This window comes from Pseudoduganella sp. GW821-FHT12E03, assembly GCF_058807115.1.
Genome location: NZ_JBXAQJ010000006.1, coordinates 330,799 through 346,119, shown reverse-complemented (window position 1 = coordinate 346,119; position 15,321 = coordinate 330,799). Strand labels below are relative to the sequence as shown.

General features: G+C 63.1%; 16 protein-coding genes and 1 tRNA gene. 6 read left to right on the top strand and 11 right to left on the bottom strand.

Features of this window, described 5'->3' with window-relative positions:
* Nucleotides 1-13: 13 nt before the first annotated feature.
* Together AC1RRC_RS17715 and AC1RRC_RS17710 are read right to left on the bottom strand one after the other, a co-directional pair.
* Nucleotides 14-1,363, bottom strand: coding sequence for an amino acid permease (locus AC1RRC_RS17715; protein ID WP_493056834.1), 1,350 nt, complete (start codon nucleotides 1,361-1,363; stop codon nucleotides 14-16).
* Nucleotides 1,356-2,459, bottom strand: a complete 1,104-nt coding sequence (locus AC1RRC_RS17710) for an aromatic ring-hydroxylating oxygenase subunit alpha (protein ID WP_493056833.1) — start codon at nucleotides 2,457-2,459, stop codon at nucleotides 1,356-1,358. Before AC1RRC_RS17710 ends, AC1RRC_RS17715 begins: the two co-directional genes overlap by 8 nt.
* A gap of 185 nt (nucleotides 2,460-2,644) precedes the next feature.
* On the opposite strand from AC1RRC_RS17710, the gene AC1RRC_RS17705 reads away from it, so the two are divergent.
* Together AC1RRC_RS17705 and AC1RRC_RS17700 are read left to right on the top strand one after the other, a co-directional pair.
* Nucleotides 2,645-3,604, top strand: coding sequence for a 3-keto-disaccharide hydrolase (locus AC1RRC_RS17705; RefSeq protein ID WP_493056832.1), 960 nt, complete (start codon nucleotides 2,645-2,647; stop codon nucleotides 3,602-3,604).
* A 77-nt stretch (nucleotides 3,605-3,681) separates the two neighbouring features.
* Nucleotides 3,682-4,251: an RBBP9/YdeN family alpha/beta hydrolase gene (locus AC1RRC_RS17700; protein WP_493056831.1), complete on the top strand. Its 570-nt coding sequence runs from the start codon at nucleotides 3,682-3,684 to the stop codon at nucleotides 4,249-4,251.
* 64 nt (nucleotides 4,252-4,315) lie between these two features.
* Here the strand turns inward: AC1RRC_RS17700 and AC1RRC_RS17695 are convergent, their stop codons facing one another.
* On the bottom strand, nucleotides 4,316-4,738 hold the full coding sequence (locus AC1RRC_RS17695; protein WP_493056830.1) for a hypothetical protein: 423 nt from the start codon (nucleotides 4,736-4,738) through the stop codon (nucleotides 4,316-4,318).
* Nucleotides 4,739-4,887: 149 nt separating this feature from the next.
* Complete coding sequence (locus AC1RRC_RS17690) at nucleotides 4,888-5,793, bottom strand: LysR family transcriptional regulator (RefSeq protein WP_493056829.1); 906 nt, start codon at nucleotides 5,791-5,793, stop codon at nucleotides 4,888-4,890.
* 89 nt (nucleotides 5,794-5,882) lie between these two features.
* On the opposite strand from AC1RRC_RS17690, the gene mdtH reads away from it, so the two are divergent.
* Nucleotides 5,883-7,103, top strand: coding sequence for a multidrug efflux MFS transporter MdtH (gene mdtH / locus AC1RRC_RS17685; protein ID WP_493056828.1), 1,221 nt, complete (start codon nucleotides 5,883-5,885; stop codon nucleotides 7,101-7,103).
* 215 nt (nucleotides 7,104-7,318) lie between these two features.
* Here the strand turns inward: mdtH and AC1RRC_RS17680 are convergent, their stop codons facing one another.
* Entirely contained in the window at nucleotides 7,319-7,936 is a 618-nt protein-coding gene (locus AC1RRC_RS17680) for a nitroreductase family protein (RefSeq protein ID WP_493056827.1), read from the bottom strand.
* Nucleotides 7,937-7,948: 12 nt separating this feature from the next.
* A complete protein-coding gene (locus AC1RRC_RS17675; protein ID WP_493056826.1) occupies nucleotides 7,949-8,839 on the bottom strand; it encodes an EamA family transporter in 891 nt (296 codons plus the stop codon).
* Nucleotides 8,840-8,942: 103 nt separating this feature from the next.
* Between AC1RRC_RS17675 and AC1RRC_RS17670 the strand changes: the two genes are divergently transcribed.
* Nucleotides 8,943-9,488 carry a MarR family winged helix-turn-helix transcriptional regulator gene (locus tag AC1RRC_RS17670; RefSeq protein WP_493056825.1) on the top strand — a complete coding sequence of 182 codons (546 nt, stop codon included), beginning with the start codon at nucleotides 8,943-8,945 and terminating at the stop codon, nucleotides 9,486-9,488.
* 182 nt (nucleotides 9,489-9,670) lie between these two features.
* Nucleotides 9,671-10,384 carry a substrate-binding periplasmic protein gene (locus AC1RRC_RS17665; protein WP_493056824.1) on the top strand — a complete coding sequence of 238 codons (714 nt, stop codon included), beginning with the start codon at nucleotides 9,671-9,673 and terminating at the stop codon, nucleotides 10,382-10,384.
* A 6-nt stretch (nucleotides 10,385-10,390) separates the two neighbouring features.
* Here AC1RRC_RS17665 and AC1RRC_RS17660 read toward each other — a convergent pair whose 3' ends face one another.
* From AC1RRC_RS17660 to AC1RRC_RS17650, 3 genes are all read right to left on the bottom strand, one after another.
* On the bottom strand, nucleotides 10,391-11,896 hold the full coding sequence (locus tag AC1RRC_RS17660; RefSeq protein WP_493056823.1) for an amidohydrolase family protein: 1,506 nt from the start codon (nucleotides 11,894-11,896) through the stop codon (nucleotides 10,391-10,393).
* Nucleotides 11,897-11,987: 91 nt separating this feature from the next.
* Nucleotides 11,988-13,424: a hypothetical protein gene (locus tag AC1RRC_RS17655; RefSeq protein WP_493056822.1), complete on the bottom strand. Its 1,437-nt coding sequence runs from the start codon at nucleotides 13,422-13,424 to the stop codon at nucleotides 11,988-11,990.
* A 36-nt stretch (nucleotides 13,425-13,460) separates the two neighbouring features.
* Nucleotides 13,461-13,955: a YfbM family protein gene (locus AC1RRC_RS17650; protein WP_493056821.1), complete on the bottom strand. Its 495-nt coding sequence runs from the start codon at nucleotides 13,953-13,955 to the stop codon at nucleotides 13,461-13,463.
* A gap of 39 nt (nucleotides 13,956-13,994) precedes the next feature.
* Between AC1RRC_RS17650 and AC1RRC_RS17645 the strand changes: the two genes are divergently transcribed.
* Nucleotides 13,995-14,192 (top strand): hypothetical protein, encoded by a 198-nt coding sequence (locus AC1RRC_RS17645; RefSeq protein WP_493056820.1) that lies wholly within the window; start codon nucleotides 13,995-13,997, stop codon nucleotides 14,190-14,192.
* Between the two features lie 178 nt (nucleotides 14,193-14,370).
* Here the strand turns inward: AC1RRC_RS17645 and AC1RRC_RS17640 are convergent.
* Nucleotides 14,371-14,446: transfer RNA gene (locus AC1RRC_RS17640), tRNA-Lys, on the bottom strand.
* Nucleotides 14,447-14,502: 56 nt separating this feature from the next.
* Nucleotides 14,503-15,309, bottom strand: coding sequence for a hypothetical protein (locus AC1RRC_RS17635; RefSeq protein WP_493056819.1), 807 nt, complete (start codon nucleotides 15,307-15,309; stop codon nucleotides 14,503-14,505).
* Between the last annotated feature and the right edge of the window lie 12 nt (nucleotides 15,310-15,321).

Genomic DNA, 15,321 nt, shown 5'->3' with positions numbered 1-15,321 from the left:
GGCTGCGGCAAGCTTACGTGGCGGGGGCGGCTGCCTGCTGCCTGTGACGGCGGCGCGCCAGCCAGAACATCGGCAGGCTGACCGCGCCCAGCGCCACCGCCCACAGCGACGCCTCGCGGCCCATGCCGTAAAACGCCCACAGGCAATACACGGCCGCCGCGATTGCGCACCCGCGCAGCCAGCCTGCCGCGCCGGGAACCAGGCCGCGCCGCCACAGTTTATACAGGCCGAGCGCCCCCACCAGGTACAACGGCAGATTGGCGGCGGTCGTCACCACGCTGAGGAACGTAAAGCCGTCCGCCAGGGTGCGGCTGTAACTCATGGCCACCATGGCGCTGGCCAGCACCGCCATCAGCAGCAAGCTGGCGCCGGGCGCGCCACGGTGGTTTTGCCGGCGCAGCCAGGCGGGGAAAATGCCGTGGGCCGCAACGGACGCGGTCAGTTCGCCACCCACCAGGGTCCAGCCATTGAGCGCACCCAGTCCACTGATCACCACGAACAGCGCCACCCAGCGCCCCGCATCGGCGCCCCAGTAGTTGTTGAACAAATCGACAAAGGGCGCGGCCGATTGCGCCACCGATGCCTGCGGCAACAGCAGCAGCGGCACGGCCGACACGCCGATCGACACCAGCGCGGCAATCAGCGTCCCGGCGATGGTCGCGCGGGGAATCGTCACGGCCGGCCGGGCCACTTTGCCGGAAGGGATGGTGGCGCATTCCACGCCCAGCATGGCGAACAGCGATACCGTGCCGGCCGCCGCCGTGGCTTCCAGCGACAAGGGCGTTGTTGGCATATGGGCCACATACGCTTGCGGATCGGTGGCCAGCACCATCGCGCCCAGCACCATGACCGCCGCCATCGGCAACAGCTTCAGCAAGGTGGACCCCATCTGCACCCGGCCCGACATGCGCGCGCCCAGTAAATTGATGATGGTGAACAGCCAGATCAGCAGCAGCGCCACGGCGGGCGCCAGCAGCGGCGCCGCCTGGACCGCCCTGGCCAGTGGTGGCGCCAGCGCCGTCAGGTAGCCGGTGACGCCGATTGCCAGGGTGGCGTTGGTGATCCAGGTGGAGACCCAGTAGCACCACATGACGAAGAAGGCCACGCCGCCGCCAAAGGCGCGCTTGGTATAGCCATAGGGGCCGTCTTCTTCCGGCAGTGCCTGGGCATAGCGGGCAAACACGTAGGCGATGCAACAGCAGCCGGCCACCGTGATGCCCCAGCCGATAAACGCATTCAAGCCATACGGGGCCAGCGAGGCGGGTAACAGGAAGATGCCCATGCCGATCACATTGCCGACGATCAGCGAGGTGCACATCCAAAAGCCCAGGGGGCGGGCCGCTACGTCGTCGCGGTCAGCCATGGGCTTGCGCATCTGCTTGCAGATAGGCCGCGCGCAGCAGGTTCTGGAAATGCCACACGCCGCTTTCGCGCTTCGGATTCAGCCGCCCGGCCTGGTAAGAACCGGACGCCAGCCCTTGCTGCACATGTTCGCAAATGCTGATGTCTTCGGCCTGGATCTCATCGCTGAAGGCCTGTTCCGCCGCGATGCGCGCCTGCACGTCCGGATCGCCGGTGTAGTAGTAATCGAATTCGACCATGCAGTGGCCATGGCCATCGGGCAGAATGCGGTTGGTTTGCAGCCGCCCCGGCGTGATGTTGAGCATGATGTTCGGATAAACAAAGTAATAAAACGCGTCGCCGTCGCCATAGATGCCGTCGTTATTGCGCAGCGGTGAATGCTGCAGCGAATACCAGGTAAACAATTCGGTGTCATAGGCGCGGTAATCGAGCACCTTGTTCAGGCCGGGATGTACGAAGGGCAGGTGATAGCCTTCGAGGAAATTGTCGACGTAGACTTTCCAGTTGCACGCGATGCGGTAGGTATCGCGCTTGGCAAAGCGCATGGCGGATAAATCGATCGGGGCAATGCGCTCACGGATTCCGCCAAACACATCGTCGAATGGCGCCGCCGCCTCGGACAGCGCGGCAAACACCAGTCCCTGCCACTCGCGCACCTGGATGCGCGGCAGGCGGATCTGCGCGATGTCGAATTGCTGCGCGCCCTGCATTTCCGTGGCGGCGCGCAACTGGCCATCGAGCGTGTAAGTCCAGCCGTGGTATTTGCAATGCAGCGCGCGCGCCTGGCTGCCATTGCACACGGCCAGCGGGCCGGCGCGGTGGCGGCACACGTTATAAAAACCGGACAGGCCGCCGTCGGGCTGGCGCACGATGAGGACCGGCTTGCCGGCGATAACGCCGACCACGTGGTCGCCACTGTGCCGCAGGTCGCCGCTATGCGCCGCCAGTTGCCAGCTGCGGGCAAACACCGCATCCTGTTCGACCGCGAGCCAGTGCGCGTCGCGGTAAAACGCGGCGTGCAGGGCATGGGCCTGTTCCAGCGGTTCGGGATGGCAGGGTTCCGGTAAACCTCGCGGTACAACACGCGGCGGCGTCATGGCGGCTCCGTGGCGGAAAAATTGCACTTTCGCACAATTTGATGGCTGTGGGGCAAGTGGAAATCGGGAACTGTCGGTAATACAACGCTTGGCGCCGGTGACTTCCTGTCTGCGTGGCTGAAACGGGGAGTGCCATGCATACTGTTAACATGGGCAGCGCGGCTGCCGGCTACCGATGAGATCTTATGCTGTTGCGTTCTTCCTTTGCCGCTGTCGTGGTTTGCTGTGCCGCCACCGTCTCCACCGCTCCTGTGCAGGCGGCGCCCGGGTTTGCCGATGCGGTGCTGGGACGGTGGAATTTGACGGTGACCGGCAAGGATGGCGTGCCCTATGCGAGCTGGTTCGATATCCGGCTGCGCAAGGAAACGGAATTGATGGCCACCATGGTGGGCCGTTTCGGTTCATCGCGGCATGCCACGGAAGTCAGTTACCAGGGCGGCAAACTGGTGGTGCGCGTGCCGCGCCAATATGAAAAGGATACGGCGGACTTGATTTTCGACGGCATGGCGGCGGGTGACCGCATGAGCGGCACCACGGTCGATGAAGACGGCATTGCCTTGTCGTGGACGGCGCAGCGCGCCCCGGCGCTGCCGCGCAAAGCCGGCCAGCGCTGGAGCCGCCCGGTGGACTTGTTCAATGGCCGCAACCTGGACGGCTGGCGCGCGCAGCAGCCTGCCACGCAGCCGTGCTGGAAAGTCGAGCGGGGCGTGTTGACCAACAGCGCCGCGTGCACCAACTTGATCAGCGATGCGCTGCTGGGCGACTTCAAATTGCGCATGGAATTCATGTCAGTGGCGGGCGGGAACAGCGGCGTGTATCTGCGCGGCCGCTATGAAGTGCAACTGGGCGATGCGTATGGCGCGCCACCCGACCCGCTGCGCATGGGCGCCATTTATGGCCACCTGCGGCCGACCTCCAATGCATCGCGCAAACCGGGCGAATGGCAGGTGCTGGAAGTGGCGCTGAGCGGCCGCTTTGTCACGGTGACCTTGAACGGCGTGACCGTCATCGAACAGCAGGAAATTCCCGGCATTACCGGCGGCGCGCTGGACAGCCGCGAAGCGGACAAAGGCCCGCTGATGCTGCAGGGCGACCATACCCCCATCATGATCCGCAAGATCAGCGTGGCGCGCGCGGTGGAATAACGATATAAATAAACAAACTAATAGTGGCCCGAGGGGCGTGCTAGCATGGACTCGACCTGTTTAACCTGGAGAGTCCAATGTCACATCCCGTCCTGATCGTCCCTGGTATCGGCAATTCCGGCCCCGAACACTGGCAGAGCCGCTGGCAACAGCACAATCCTTCCTATGTGCGCGTACCGTTCGCGGAATGGGACCAGCCGGACCGGCATGACTGGGTGGCCACGCTGGACGCCACCGTGCGGGAACTGGGACCGGACACTGTGATCGTGGCGCACAGCCTGGGGACGCTGGCGGTGGCGCATTGGGCGGCAAGTTATGCGGCCACGCACGCGGGCAAGAAGGCGCCGGTGGCCGCGGCCTTGCTGGTGGCCGTGCCGGACCCGGACGGCCCGAATTTTCCGTCACAGGCGCGCCATTTCAAGCCGCTGCCCTTGCAGGCGCTGGGCTTCCCGTCCGTGGTGGTCGCCAGCGACAACGACCCTTATGGCAATCCGGTATATGCCGCCGCGATCGCGCAGGCGTGGAACAGCCGCTATATCTCGATCGGCCCGCAGGGACATATCAATGCGGCCAGTGGCCTGGGGGATTGGGCGCAGGGCAAGGCATTGCTGGCGGAGTTGTTGCAAGACGCGGCGCTGACCGCGTAGGGCGGCAGCACAGACAAAAACGCCGCGCTGTCGAAGCGCGGCGTTGGCGTTTACAACGGCTGATTTATGCGCGGCTCGCGTAGCCCGCCGCCATCATGGTTTCATGCACACCGGACAGCACGGCGCGGGTTTCATATGCGCCTGGCAGCGGGTCGTCCAGCATCAATACGCAAGCGGTGGCCATCATCAAGCCTTCCACCATGCCCACGCGTGGCGATTCCGATGGCTGGTTCAGCGCTGCGCTGGCCAGCGAGTCGTACATGATGAAATATTTTTTGTTGCGCTTGCGGGCGCGGTCGGCGCTGCGCATCAGTGCGCGCCGTTGGATATCTTGCTGTGTCGGGCAAGGATCGGTAGCGAACAGCACCAGCTCCAACTGGCCGTGACGCTCGATGTCGTCCGGGAGGCTGGCATGGCTCTCGCCATGAGGGGCACTTTCACTAAGCATCAGGCCGGTGTTAATACTGGCCAGGATCCGTATCATCATTCTGTTCTCCGGGGTCTGGGGATAACTTGACAGCAAGAGTACACCATTCAGACCCGCGCAAAATACGCACATTGTCACATCAATCGTGCACAACTATACATTTGATTGTCTGATTGTCAGCTTTGTTGCAGCTTTGTTCCAACCCGGTATCAAACCGGTGGCACGGTCCAGTCTTTGGCCAGCGCGCGCACTTGCTGTAACACTGTTTCTTTTGCAACGTCAGGCCGCTTGCCGCTGCGCCAGGCCACCATCAATTCCCACTCCCAGCGCGGTAAATCCGTGAGCGCCAACCGCTGCAATTGCCCAGTGCGCAGCAGGCGCGCGGCGGCCATTTCCGGCATAAACGTCAGGAATCCATGTTCCAGCGCCAGTTCCTGCGCGGCGCTCGATGGCTGGATGGTGTGGATCGGTTGCGCGACCGTGCGGTGGGCGCGCAGCATGGCAATCAGCGTGTCACAATCCGGGCCCCAATATTGCGGTGCAAGTTGCGCGTTTGCCACATCGGCCACCGTCGTGGCCTGCGCCAGCGGATGGCCGCGCCGCACCACGGCCGTGATCGGCGACAGGCACAGCCGCTCCAGGTGGATCCCGGCCACGGCCGGACACTTCAAGACAAAACCCAATTGCGCACGGTCCGTCAGCAGCATGTCCATGATGATGGGCGAATGGTCGGTGGTGCAGCGGATCTCCATCGGTGAACTGACCAGCGCGGGCAGCAGCGCGCCAAACACGGTCGACGCCAGCGAGGGCAGGCAGGCCAATGTCACGTTGGGCAGGGCCGGCGTGCCTTTGACCGCGCGCCGGCCCACATCGAGCGCGGCCAGCGCGTCGCGCGCGGACGGGATGAACGCCAGGCAGGCTTCGGTCGGCATCGCGCCGCGCCGGTGGCGGCGGAACAATTGCGCGCCGACTTGCTGTTCCAGCGCACCGATGCGCTGGCTCACTTGCGGCTGCGACCAGCGCCGCCGCGCGGCCGCCTGGCTGAAGCTGCCACACTCGACGATTTCCAGCAACAGGCGCAGGTCATCGAACTCAATCGACATGTTTTCAGCCATAAGAATTTCAAATAGAAATTATTTCAGTATTGAGGATTCTATTATGGCTGAGGGTTCCCTACCATGGCTGCTTGATCAGGGAGGTTGTGATGCAAGGTGCGGAACGGGCAAGGACGCTGGGCAAGCGGTTTATCGTGATGGACAACGTGTTGGTGGTGGCGGGCTTTTATCTGGTGTTCCCGATGATCGCGCTGCGCTTCGTCGACCAGCTGGGCTGGGCGGCGGCGGCGGTGGGGCTGGCGCTGGGCATACGCCAGGTGGCGCAGCAGGGGCTGGCGCTGGTCGGTGGTTCGCTGTCGGACCGCTATGGCGCGCGGCCGATGGTGGTGACGGGCATGCTGCTGCGCGCCGCGGGTTTTGCCGTGCTGGCGTATGCGCATAGTCCCGTGCACTTGCTGGTGTCCTGCGTCTTGTCCGGGCTTGGCGGTAGCCTGTTCGAACCGGCGCGCGGTGCGCTGGCGGTCAAGCTGACGCGGCCCGCCGAGCGCAATGGTTTTTATGCATTGCTGATGACGTTGGAGAGCGCCTGCGCCGTGGCGGGCGCGCTGCTGGGAACATGGCTGCTGTCGTTTGATTTTTATTGGGTGGCAATGGGGGGTTGCGCCGTGTTCGTGCTGGCGGCGTTGCTCAATGCACTGCTGCTGCCGGCCTACCGAATGGCGGCCCCGGGTACCGGCGCGCTGGCCGCATTGCGCACGCCGCTGGCCGACAAACGCTACCTGCTGCTGGTGCTGGCGCTGAGCGGCTATTACGTGCTCAATGTGCAGTTGATGATGTTGTTGCCGGTGCTGGTGACGCAAGTGGCGGGCACGTCGCAAGCGGTGGCGTGGATGTACAGCATGGATGCGGCGCTGGCCGTGTTGCTGCTGTATCCGCTGGCGCGGCTGGGGGCGCACTACCTGACGGAACAGGTGCGCCTGTTGTGCGGCCTGGGGGTGATGACGGTGGCGCTGGCGATGGTGCCGTTGGCGTCAGGCGTGGCGCCGCTGTTTGCGGTGGTGGCGCTGTTTTACCTTGGCTTGCTGGTTGCCGAGCCGGCCCGCGAATCCCTGGTGGCGCGCTTTGCCCGCCCCACGGCGCGCGCCAGCTACATGGGGCTAAGCCGCATCGGGCTGGCGCTGGGCGGCTTGCTGGGTTACGTGGCGGGCGGCTGGCTGTCCGACAGCAGCCGCGCGCTGCATATGCCGGCATTGCCTTGGCTGGTGTTGAGCGGGATCGGCGCGGTCACATGGCTGGTGCTGGCGCGCCAGTTCCGGGGGCAGTTCTCCCTGGCCGCCGCGTCGGCCTTGCCGCAGGCGTCCGCCCCGTAGAGGTTGTGAATAAATCGGTCTGCCAAACATCGTAGGGCGGTAAGCCGCAGGCTTGCCGCCATTGTGTGCGGACAGGTGCTGCATGCGTTGGCGATGGCGCACGCATGGCGGCTTCCGCCCCGGCGGAAACCGCCCTACGAAGTTGCCGTCCGCGATATATTCACAACCCCGACCCATTTCTCTGCCCGTCCGGAACAGCGTTGCCAGCAGCCGGATTACGCCAGCTCCAGCACTTCCCGCACCGGCTTGCGGCGCTTCGGCGGCCAGTTGTCCTGCGCCGCATAACCCACCGTCACCAGCATCACCGGCACGTCATTCGATCCCAGGTTGAATTCCCGCGCCACGCCCTCCGCGTCAAACCCGCTCATCGGGCACGAGGCCAGTCCCATGCCTTCGGCTGCCAGCATCAGCGTCATGGCCGCCAGGGAGGCCGAGCGCACCGCTTCGTCGCGCTGCAATTGGGGATTGCCCGGATGCGCGCCGCTGGCCATGGCGACCCAGCTGTCCACCACCGGTTGCGGCAAAATGCCCGCGTCGACCGATGGCTGCAGCGCCTTTGATAAACCTTCATGCGCGGCCAGGGTGCCGCAAATGATGAACGTGACGGCGGCGTCGGCCACCTTTTGCTGGTTATAGGCGACACTTTTGAGGCGCTCTTTGGCTGCCTGAGCCCGCACCGCGATAAATTTCCAGTTCTGGAAGTTGTAGGCGGTGGGTGCCAGGGTGGCCAGGCGCACCAGTTCCGTGATCTGAACGTCGGTGAGCGGGCGGCTGGCGTCGAAATGGTTGACGGAGGCGCGGGATTCAATCAATGAAGTAATCGTGCTTTGCATAGGTACCCTTTCTCAGGCGGAACGGCGTTGAACAAATTGTGCGGCAGGTGTGGCACGTTGCGCGGCCCACTGCACCGTCAGAATGCTGGCCAGGACGATCGCCATGCCCAACAGTGAAATCCCATCGAGGCGCTGGCCCAGCAGCGCCCAGCCCAATACCACGGCGGTCAAAGGGCTCAGTAGTCCCAGCGACGACACCGCCACCGGCGACAGCCGCGCCACGCCGCGGAACCACAAGACATAGGCCGCCATCGCACCGACCAGCGACAGGTAGCCATAGGCCAGCATTTGCGCGATGGTCAGCGCGGGCAGCGGCGGATCAAAGGCCAGCGCGGCGGGCGCCAGCATCAGGCCGCCGGCCAGCAATTGCCAGCCGGTGAAGGCCAGCACGGGCACATTGGTTTTCCAGCGCTGCGCCAGGTACATGCCGGCCGCCATGCTGGCCGAACCCGCCAGCGAGGCGGCGATGCCCGCCGGGTCCCACACGGCGCCCGGCGACAGCAGCAGCGCCGCCATGCCGCCGATGCCGGCCACGGCGGCGCCAATCGCCACGCCGCTGGAGCGGCGGCCATCGAGCGCCCAAGCCAGCGCCATCACCAGCAGTGGCTGGATCGCGCCCACCACGGCGGCCACGCCGCCCGGCAAGCGGTAGGCGGCGACAAACAGCAGCGCCTGGAAGAAACCAATGTTCAGCGCGGACAGCAACAGCAGCCGGCCCCACTGTCCCGCCGGTGGCAACTGCCGCGCGAACACGGTCAGCAACAGGCCGGCGGGCAGCGTGCGCAGCAGCGCGGCGATAAACGGGCGGTCAGGCGGCAGCCATTCCGTGGTGACGATGTACGTCGAACCCCAGATCATGGGCGCCAGCGCGGTCAGCAGGATGTCCAGTTTGCGTTGCTGCATAGGTCCTCCTATTCATCTGCAATTTATCTTCAAATCAAGATAAATTCAGCATAGCATATAATTTGAATTCAAGATAAATCGTGCAGTGAATCGGAGCGGCGGCATGGAGAATGGGAAGCGAAACAGTAAGGGCGGCGGCAAGGCGGCTGCAAAACGCCCGCCAGACGCGGTCGACGCCATCCTGGCTCAATGGGCGCGCGAACGGCCCGACCTTGATTGCAGCCCGATGGGCCCGATCGGCCGCATCAAACGCTGCGCCGCGCTATTGCAGCGTAAGCTCGATGAAACGTTTGAAAAGTTCGGCCTGAGCTTCTGGGAATTCGACGTGCTGGCGACCTTGCGCCGCTCGGGCGCGCCGCACTGCCTGGCGCCGACCGCGCTGTTTTCCACCCTGATGATCACCTCCGGCACCATGACGCATCGCTTAAAAGGGCTGGAAACGCGGGAACTGGTGCGGCGGTTGCCGAATCCCGACGATGCGCGCAGCGTGCTGGTGCAACTGACGCCCGCCGGACTGAAACTGATCGACCGCGCGGTGGCGGCGCATGTGGAAAACGAACGGCGGATTTTGTCGGCGATCGGCGCGGACGAACTGGCGATGCTGGATATGCGGCTGTCGCAGTTGCTCAATGCGCTGGAGGGCGAGTGAACGGCGGCATAGCATGACGTGACTGCGGCGCTGATGCCCGTTTCAAACCCGCGACACCTGCTGATAACGCCGTAGGAAATCAGCATTGCCAGGTGTATCGTATTGATGAGCGATACGAACAGGGAGGCATTATGCTGGCGCTACATGGAACTTCGCGACGCCTTGCCATCGCCTGCCTTGCGATGGCAAGCGGCGTTGTGCATGGGCAGGATGCCGTCCTGAAGGAAGTGCAGGTCGGCATGGGCTTGCCCAAGCCGCCGTACATCATGGAGTCGGGCACGTCGGGCCTGGATTACGACATTGCCCGGCAGGCCATGGCTGCCGGGGGCTTCAAACTCGTGGCGCACATGCTGCCGCAGACGCGCGCGCTGGCCATGCTGCGTGCCGGCCAGCTCGATGGCCTGCTGTCGATCACGGAAGGCATCGGCGGCCAGGACTACTTCACGGACAATTACATCGTTTATCAAAACGTCGCCACCACCCTGGCGCGCCGGAACTTGAAGGTGAACCAGATCGAAGACCTGTCCAATTACTCGGTGGCGGCCTTCCAGAACGCCAGCATGGTGCTGGGAGACCGTTTCAGCCTGGTCGCCAGCGGCCATTCGGATTACCGGGAATTGCCGGCCCAAATCACGCAGAACAAGCTGCTGTATATGGGGCGGGTCGATGTGGTGGTGGGCGACCGTTTGATTTTCGGCTATTACATCGACAAGCTGGAACCGCAAATTGACGCCAGGCAGGCGCTGACCTACCACAGGATTTTCCCGGAAAGCCCACGCCGCGCCGTGTTCCGCGATGCCCGCATGCGCGACGCCTTTAACGCCGGACTGAAGGCGATCCGCGCGAACGGCACCTATGACGCGATCGTGAAGCAATACATCGGTGCGCGGCCCTGACGGCAATTAACCAGGCTTGAGCATGCCCCAGATGAATTGGCAGGCGACCGCGAAGCTGGACGCCTGCGCCCGCGTGTACGCCAGCATCGCGTCCAGGTCCTTGCGGGGATAGACTCTGCCATTGAAGATCAGCGTATGGATGGCGCGCGCGTGGCGAATATCTTCGAGTGGGTTGGCCTCCAGCAAAACCATGTCGGCAAGCTTGCCCGCCTCCACGGTGCCCAAGTCGCGCTCCAGGCCGAAATGGCGTGCGGGGGCCCAGGTCGCGGCGCGCAATGCCTCGGCGGGCGTCAACCCCGTCCGCACCAGTTGCAGCAGTTCGTCGTGCAAGCCGAAACCGTGCGTCACATACGGGTCCAGGGCATCGCTGCCGGCCAGTACCGGCACGCCGCGCGCTTGCGCACGTTGCGTCAGTTGCTGTGCCGCCCGGTAGTAAGCTTCAAGCACCGGGCGATGGCCGGCGTCGGTCCCGGCAATGGCCATGCTGGCATAAACGCGCCAGATCCACCGCTGCGGCGCAGGCACGTATGCCACGCGCTCATCGCCGGCATAGGCGCCTGACAGCAACTGCCAGTCCTGTCCCGCCGATGCGGTGTGGGTTGGCACATAGGCCGTGCCCCGTTCGGCCATGGCCGCCAGCACGGCGTCGCAGCGCTTCGCGTCAATGCTGGCAAGCAGGGCGGCCTTGGATCGGTTGCGGCCATCGAATGTGCCGGGCAGGGCGGCGCACTGCGGCAACAGGCCGGTGTCATGTTCGATGCTGTGCAGCGGAGCGGACAACGGGTCCAGCACATCGACCGTGAAAGGCAGGTGCCCCGCGACGCGCATGCCGTGCGCTGTCGCCTGCCGGATCATGGCCTGGAAGAGCGCGGGATCGATGCGCTGGTCCAGTTGCAGTTTGATGAAATCATCGCCGCGCGCCTTAAGTGCGGCAACCAGCAGGCGGCTGTCGTGATCGATGGCAGCGTCATCGCGCGTGTCGCCATCACCCAGCGATTCGACGTGAAAGCTGGCCGTCGCGGCAAGGCGTGGCGCCAGCAGTATGCCTTGCGCGATCCGGGCTTTCCATCCGGGCGCGTCCGGCACGCACCGCGGATTGCCTCTCCATGAGCAGCCATCGCCCATGTCGCGCACCGCCGTGATGCCGTTGGCCAGCAGCAGTGGAAAGTGCAATTGAGGCGAGAGCTTGAGCGTATGGATGTGCGCGTCCCACAATCCCGGGATCAGGTATTTACCGCTGCCGGCAATGCGGCGGGCGCCATCGGCCTGCGGCGTATCGGCCGAGGGGCCGGTGTAGGCAATGCGGTTGCCGGCGATGATGACGGTCTGGTGCGCCGTTGCGGTGCCGCTGCGCGGGTCGATCAGTGTCACGTCGTCGATCACGGTTGGGGCGGCGTTGCCGGGCGCCGGGGGGAATTCCTGCAACGGCAGCCAGATGCCGATGGCGAATGCCGTGGCCATGGCGGCGGTTGCGGCGAGGGTGTACTTCAACAGTGTGGCGGTTTTGGGCATGGATGGCGGCGCTCAGGGGGGGGCGCCGCCAGCTTGGCTGAACCTTTGTGAAGACGATGTGAAATTCCGGATGCTGCCGGGCTCACCACTTTCAGAGGCGCATTTTCGGATCGAGAATGGAACTGCGCTTGGCCCCCCAGCTGTTCGGCGCCAGAAGGTTGAGCTGTTCGGGAAAACTTTCCTTCAATGTGTTTTCGGCGAACTTCATGGCAGTTTGAATTCCAGCGGTTTCGATTGCGCTCGCAGCAAGATGGGCTGCGCTCAGTTCCTTCTGAATCAGCAGCATACCGAATATGCTGGCGAAAGAGGCAATGCCGCCGCCGGAGATGCTGCCGAAGGCCTTCCTGACCCTCTCAGATCCGCGGTATCCAAACAGTCGTGTGATCGGGCTGTAAGAAATCACCAGCTCCGGTACGTGTTTGTTCAGCAGGGTCTCCAGCCTTTCATAGGATGAGGAGTCGATAGTTGCCGTCTCCCCATGCTGAGCGGTGTGCTGTGAAAAGCCGTTGACTGCCTGTTTCCATTCATCGGAAAGTGCCAACAGGATGGTTTTTTGCCAGATGGGCCGCCAGTTTTCCGCTTCCAGTGCGGCAAGCTGGCTGGAAAGATCGTGTTCGCTTTGATACCCGTGCAGGAAGAATTGATCGTAGCCTTGTTGCGAAGACTCGAATGCGCCGACAACAATCTCATCGATATCCGCGCCGGCTTGTCCAATTGGCCGTGCTGGCGTTGACATCTGCGCGTTGGCGGCGTCGCTACTCACTTTCATGTATGCAGTATTGATTCCATGCATTAAGTCAGCGCGCACGCACGGATCTTCTTGCTGAGTGGCGAATTGCATGGCCAGCGATGACGTCGAAAAGGCCATACTTCGGTTGAGTGCGGAGATCGCCGTCCTGCCCAAGGCCGTATGCTGCTTTGCTGCTGCCTCCCTCAGAAATCTGTCGAAATGTCCATAGAAGTCGTGGGGGGCGGGATGAACGCGCAGCATCCGTTTCTCTTCTTCGTGGGAGAAGTATTCCGCGACGCACGCCATATCGGTGGCGAAAGAAGCACCGGGAATGATTTGCGAGAAAGTTTGATAGATCGCGTCTGGCGTGCTGACGCCGAGCTGGGCCTTGGCGCGCAAATTCCCGGCAATGAAATCGCGGCAATCCGCTTGATCGACATAAGGCATGAAGCCGGACCAGCGCACATCCTTGCGGTCGGCATAAGACTGAAAAATATTACCGAACCTGCCGTCCCGCCGCTTTTCCATGATGATTGGCGAAAAGCTGTCCAACTCCAGGCGGCGCGTACCGCCATCGCGCAGTTCCTTGATGGCGGCAATGGCTTCTCCCGCAACCTTGATGAACGGTACTGAATCAAGCGCCCAGCCTTCGGTGATGTACAGCTTCCGCCCAAAAAGAATCATCATGAGGAACTGCAGCCGCAGCCGTAAATAGAGTTCTTCAGACTGCGCGGCGTGGTAATCGCCTGCGCAAATCACTTTGCTGTCGAAGGCATCGGATAGGAACAGAGTTGCCATGAATGGATCTTTCTAGTGCTTGCCCGCAACATTAGATCAGCTTAGCCAAAGCAGCGCCGCGTCGCCGCGTTGTGCCGCGTCGGAATAGAAGACGACCATCCGGCGGTAATTGTCCATGATGTAATCGAGCGCTTCATCGCCATCGCGAACCCAGATGTCGGGATAGATCTGGGCTTCTTCCATGGCCTGCGGCGCATAGCGGCGCTGGAACGCTTCTTCGCCGAGAGATTGGAGCGCATCCGACACAGCCTTCACTTCGTCCGCCGCCAGGAAGCGGGCAGGGCCATAACCCATGTCTTCACCGACTGCTTCGCCACCCAGCACCGCCATGGTCAGTGGACCTTCGCCGTCATCGCTGGCACCGGCGAGCATGAAATGAATGCCGTGCCAGGCCTTGTCGACATCGAGTGAATTCGGCGGTTCGTCATCGCCGTCATTGGGATACAGGTAGTTTTCGATATCGTCCGGGTTGTTGCGGAGTTCCGCCAGCGTTGCCGGACTTACTGCAGCGAAGTAGCCTATCATGCCCATGTATTTTTCTCCTTCGTTATCAAATCGTTTGGATGCTGGATGAGCCGGTCACTGCGTCCGTTCAGCCAGTCGCTGAAATACCTGCAGTTGCAATGGCTCGTCACGCTGGTCGCAGCGTGCACGCAGGAGGGCCAGTTCCAGCAGCTGTTTGTCCGCGAACTGGTCGCGAATGACAGACTTGTACCAGTCTTCATTCAGCGGCGCCGTACGGACGCTTTCCCCAGACAAGCAGCATGATTTTCTTTCATGTTCGTAGTGTTGCGCGAAGTCGGCGGAGTGTAGCAAATGGAGTGCTGCGCAATTTACGCACAATGTCACGATTGAAAGGAAAATTCTGACAGGGGAATTGGCTGGCGCAAAAGAAAAAAGCTCACGCGCCGAAGCGGGTGAGCCTGATCTGGTACTGCGGTATTCGTGGTAGGCCGTGCGGGATTCGAACCTGCGACCAACGGATTAAAAGTCCGCTGCTCTACCAGCTGAGCTAACGACCCGAAGGGCCCGCATTATACGGACCTTGCTGCAATCATGCAAGCGATCACGCGAGGTCCTATAACAGCACATCGTTCGGGCAATACTGCCGCCCGTTGGTCAGCTTTAATTGTTCGTCGGCCACCGCGCGCAGGCGCGCCTGCGTGGCGGCATCGACATTGAACGGCGACAGCGCCGGCAAGCCTTGCGGCGCATTGCCGGTCAAGGTGCCATACAGCACCAGCGCGGCCAGGAAGGCGCCGGGCGGAGCAGAGTGGTTGCCGTCCGCCGCATGCAGCACCAGGTCCGGTGTGCGTTTTTTCGCCAGGTCGAACGCTTGCGGGATTGGCGCGACGCAAGCGGGCTGGCGCTGCGCGATGCCCACATGCACGTCCAGGATGCGCTGGGTTTCATCGATGCCGAGGCGCGGCCATTCCGGGAACATCACCGGCACGGATTGCTGCGCGCGCGCCAGCCGCACCCACTCGACGGCTTCCTCGGTCGAATAAGTGAACTGGCCGGACAAGCTGTATTGCTGCGCCTGGAACATCACTGCATTCCATTTCCGGCTGTTGAACAGGCGCTGGGTTTCCGCATCGGTCAGCCGCTGGTCGAGGAACAGGATGCCAGGCGCGTTGACCACGTCCACGGTTTTGCCGGGACGCCCCGCGCGCAGCATGGCGGCCAGCATCGCGGGCAAGTCGTTGAAGGCGGTGTGGCTGTTCCCCATCATCAGCACGGCCAGGCTGCCGGACGAGGGCGGCGGGTCAACGATGACAGGCGGCGCGGTGGTGACCGGGGTGCTGCCGCCGCCTCCTCCGCCACAGCCATTGCCAACGGCGGCAAGCAGTATGACAGCAAGTAAATGCAGCCTGCGTGGCGTCATGGCCATCTCCGT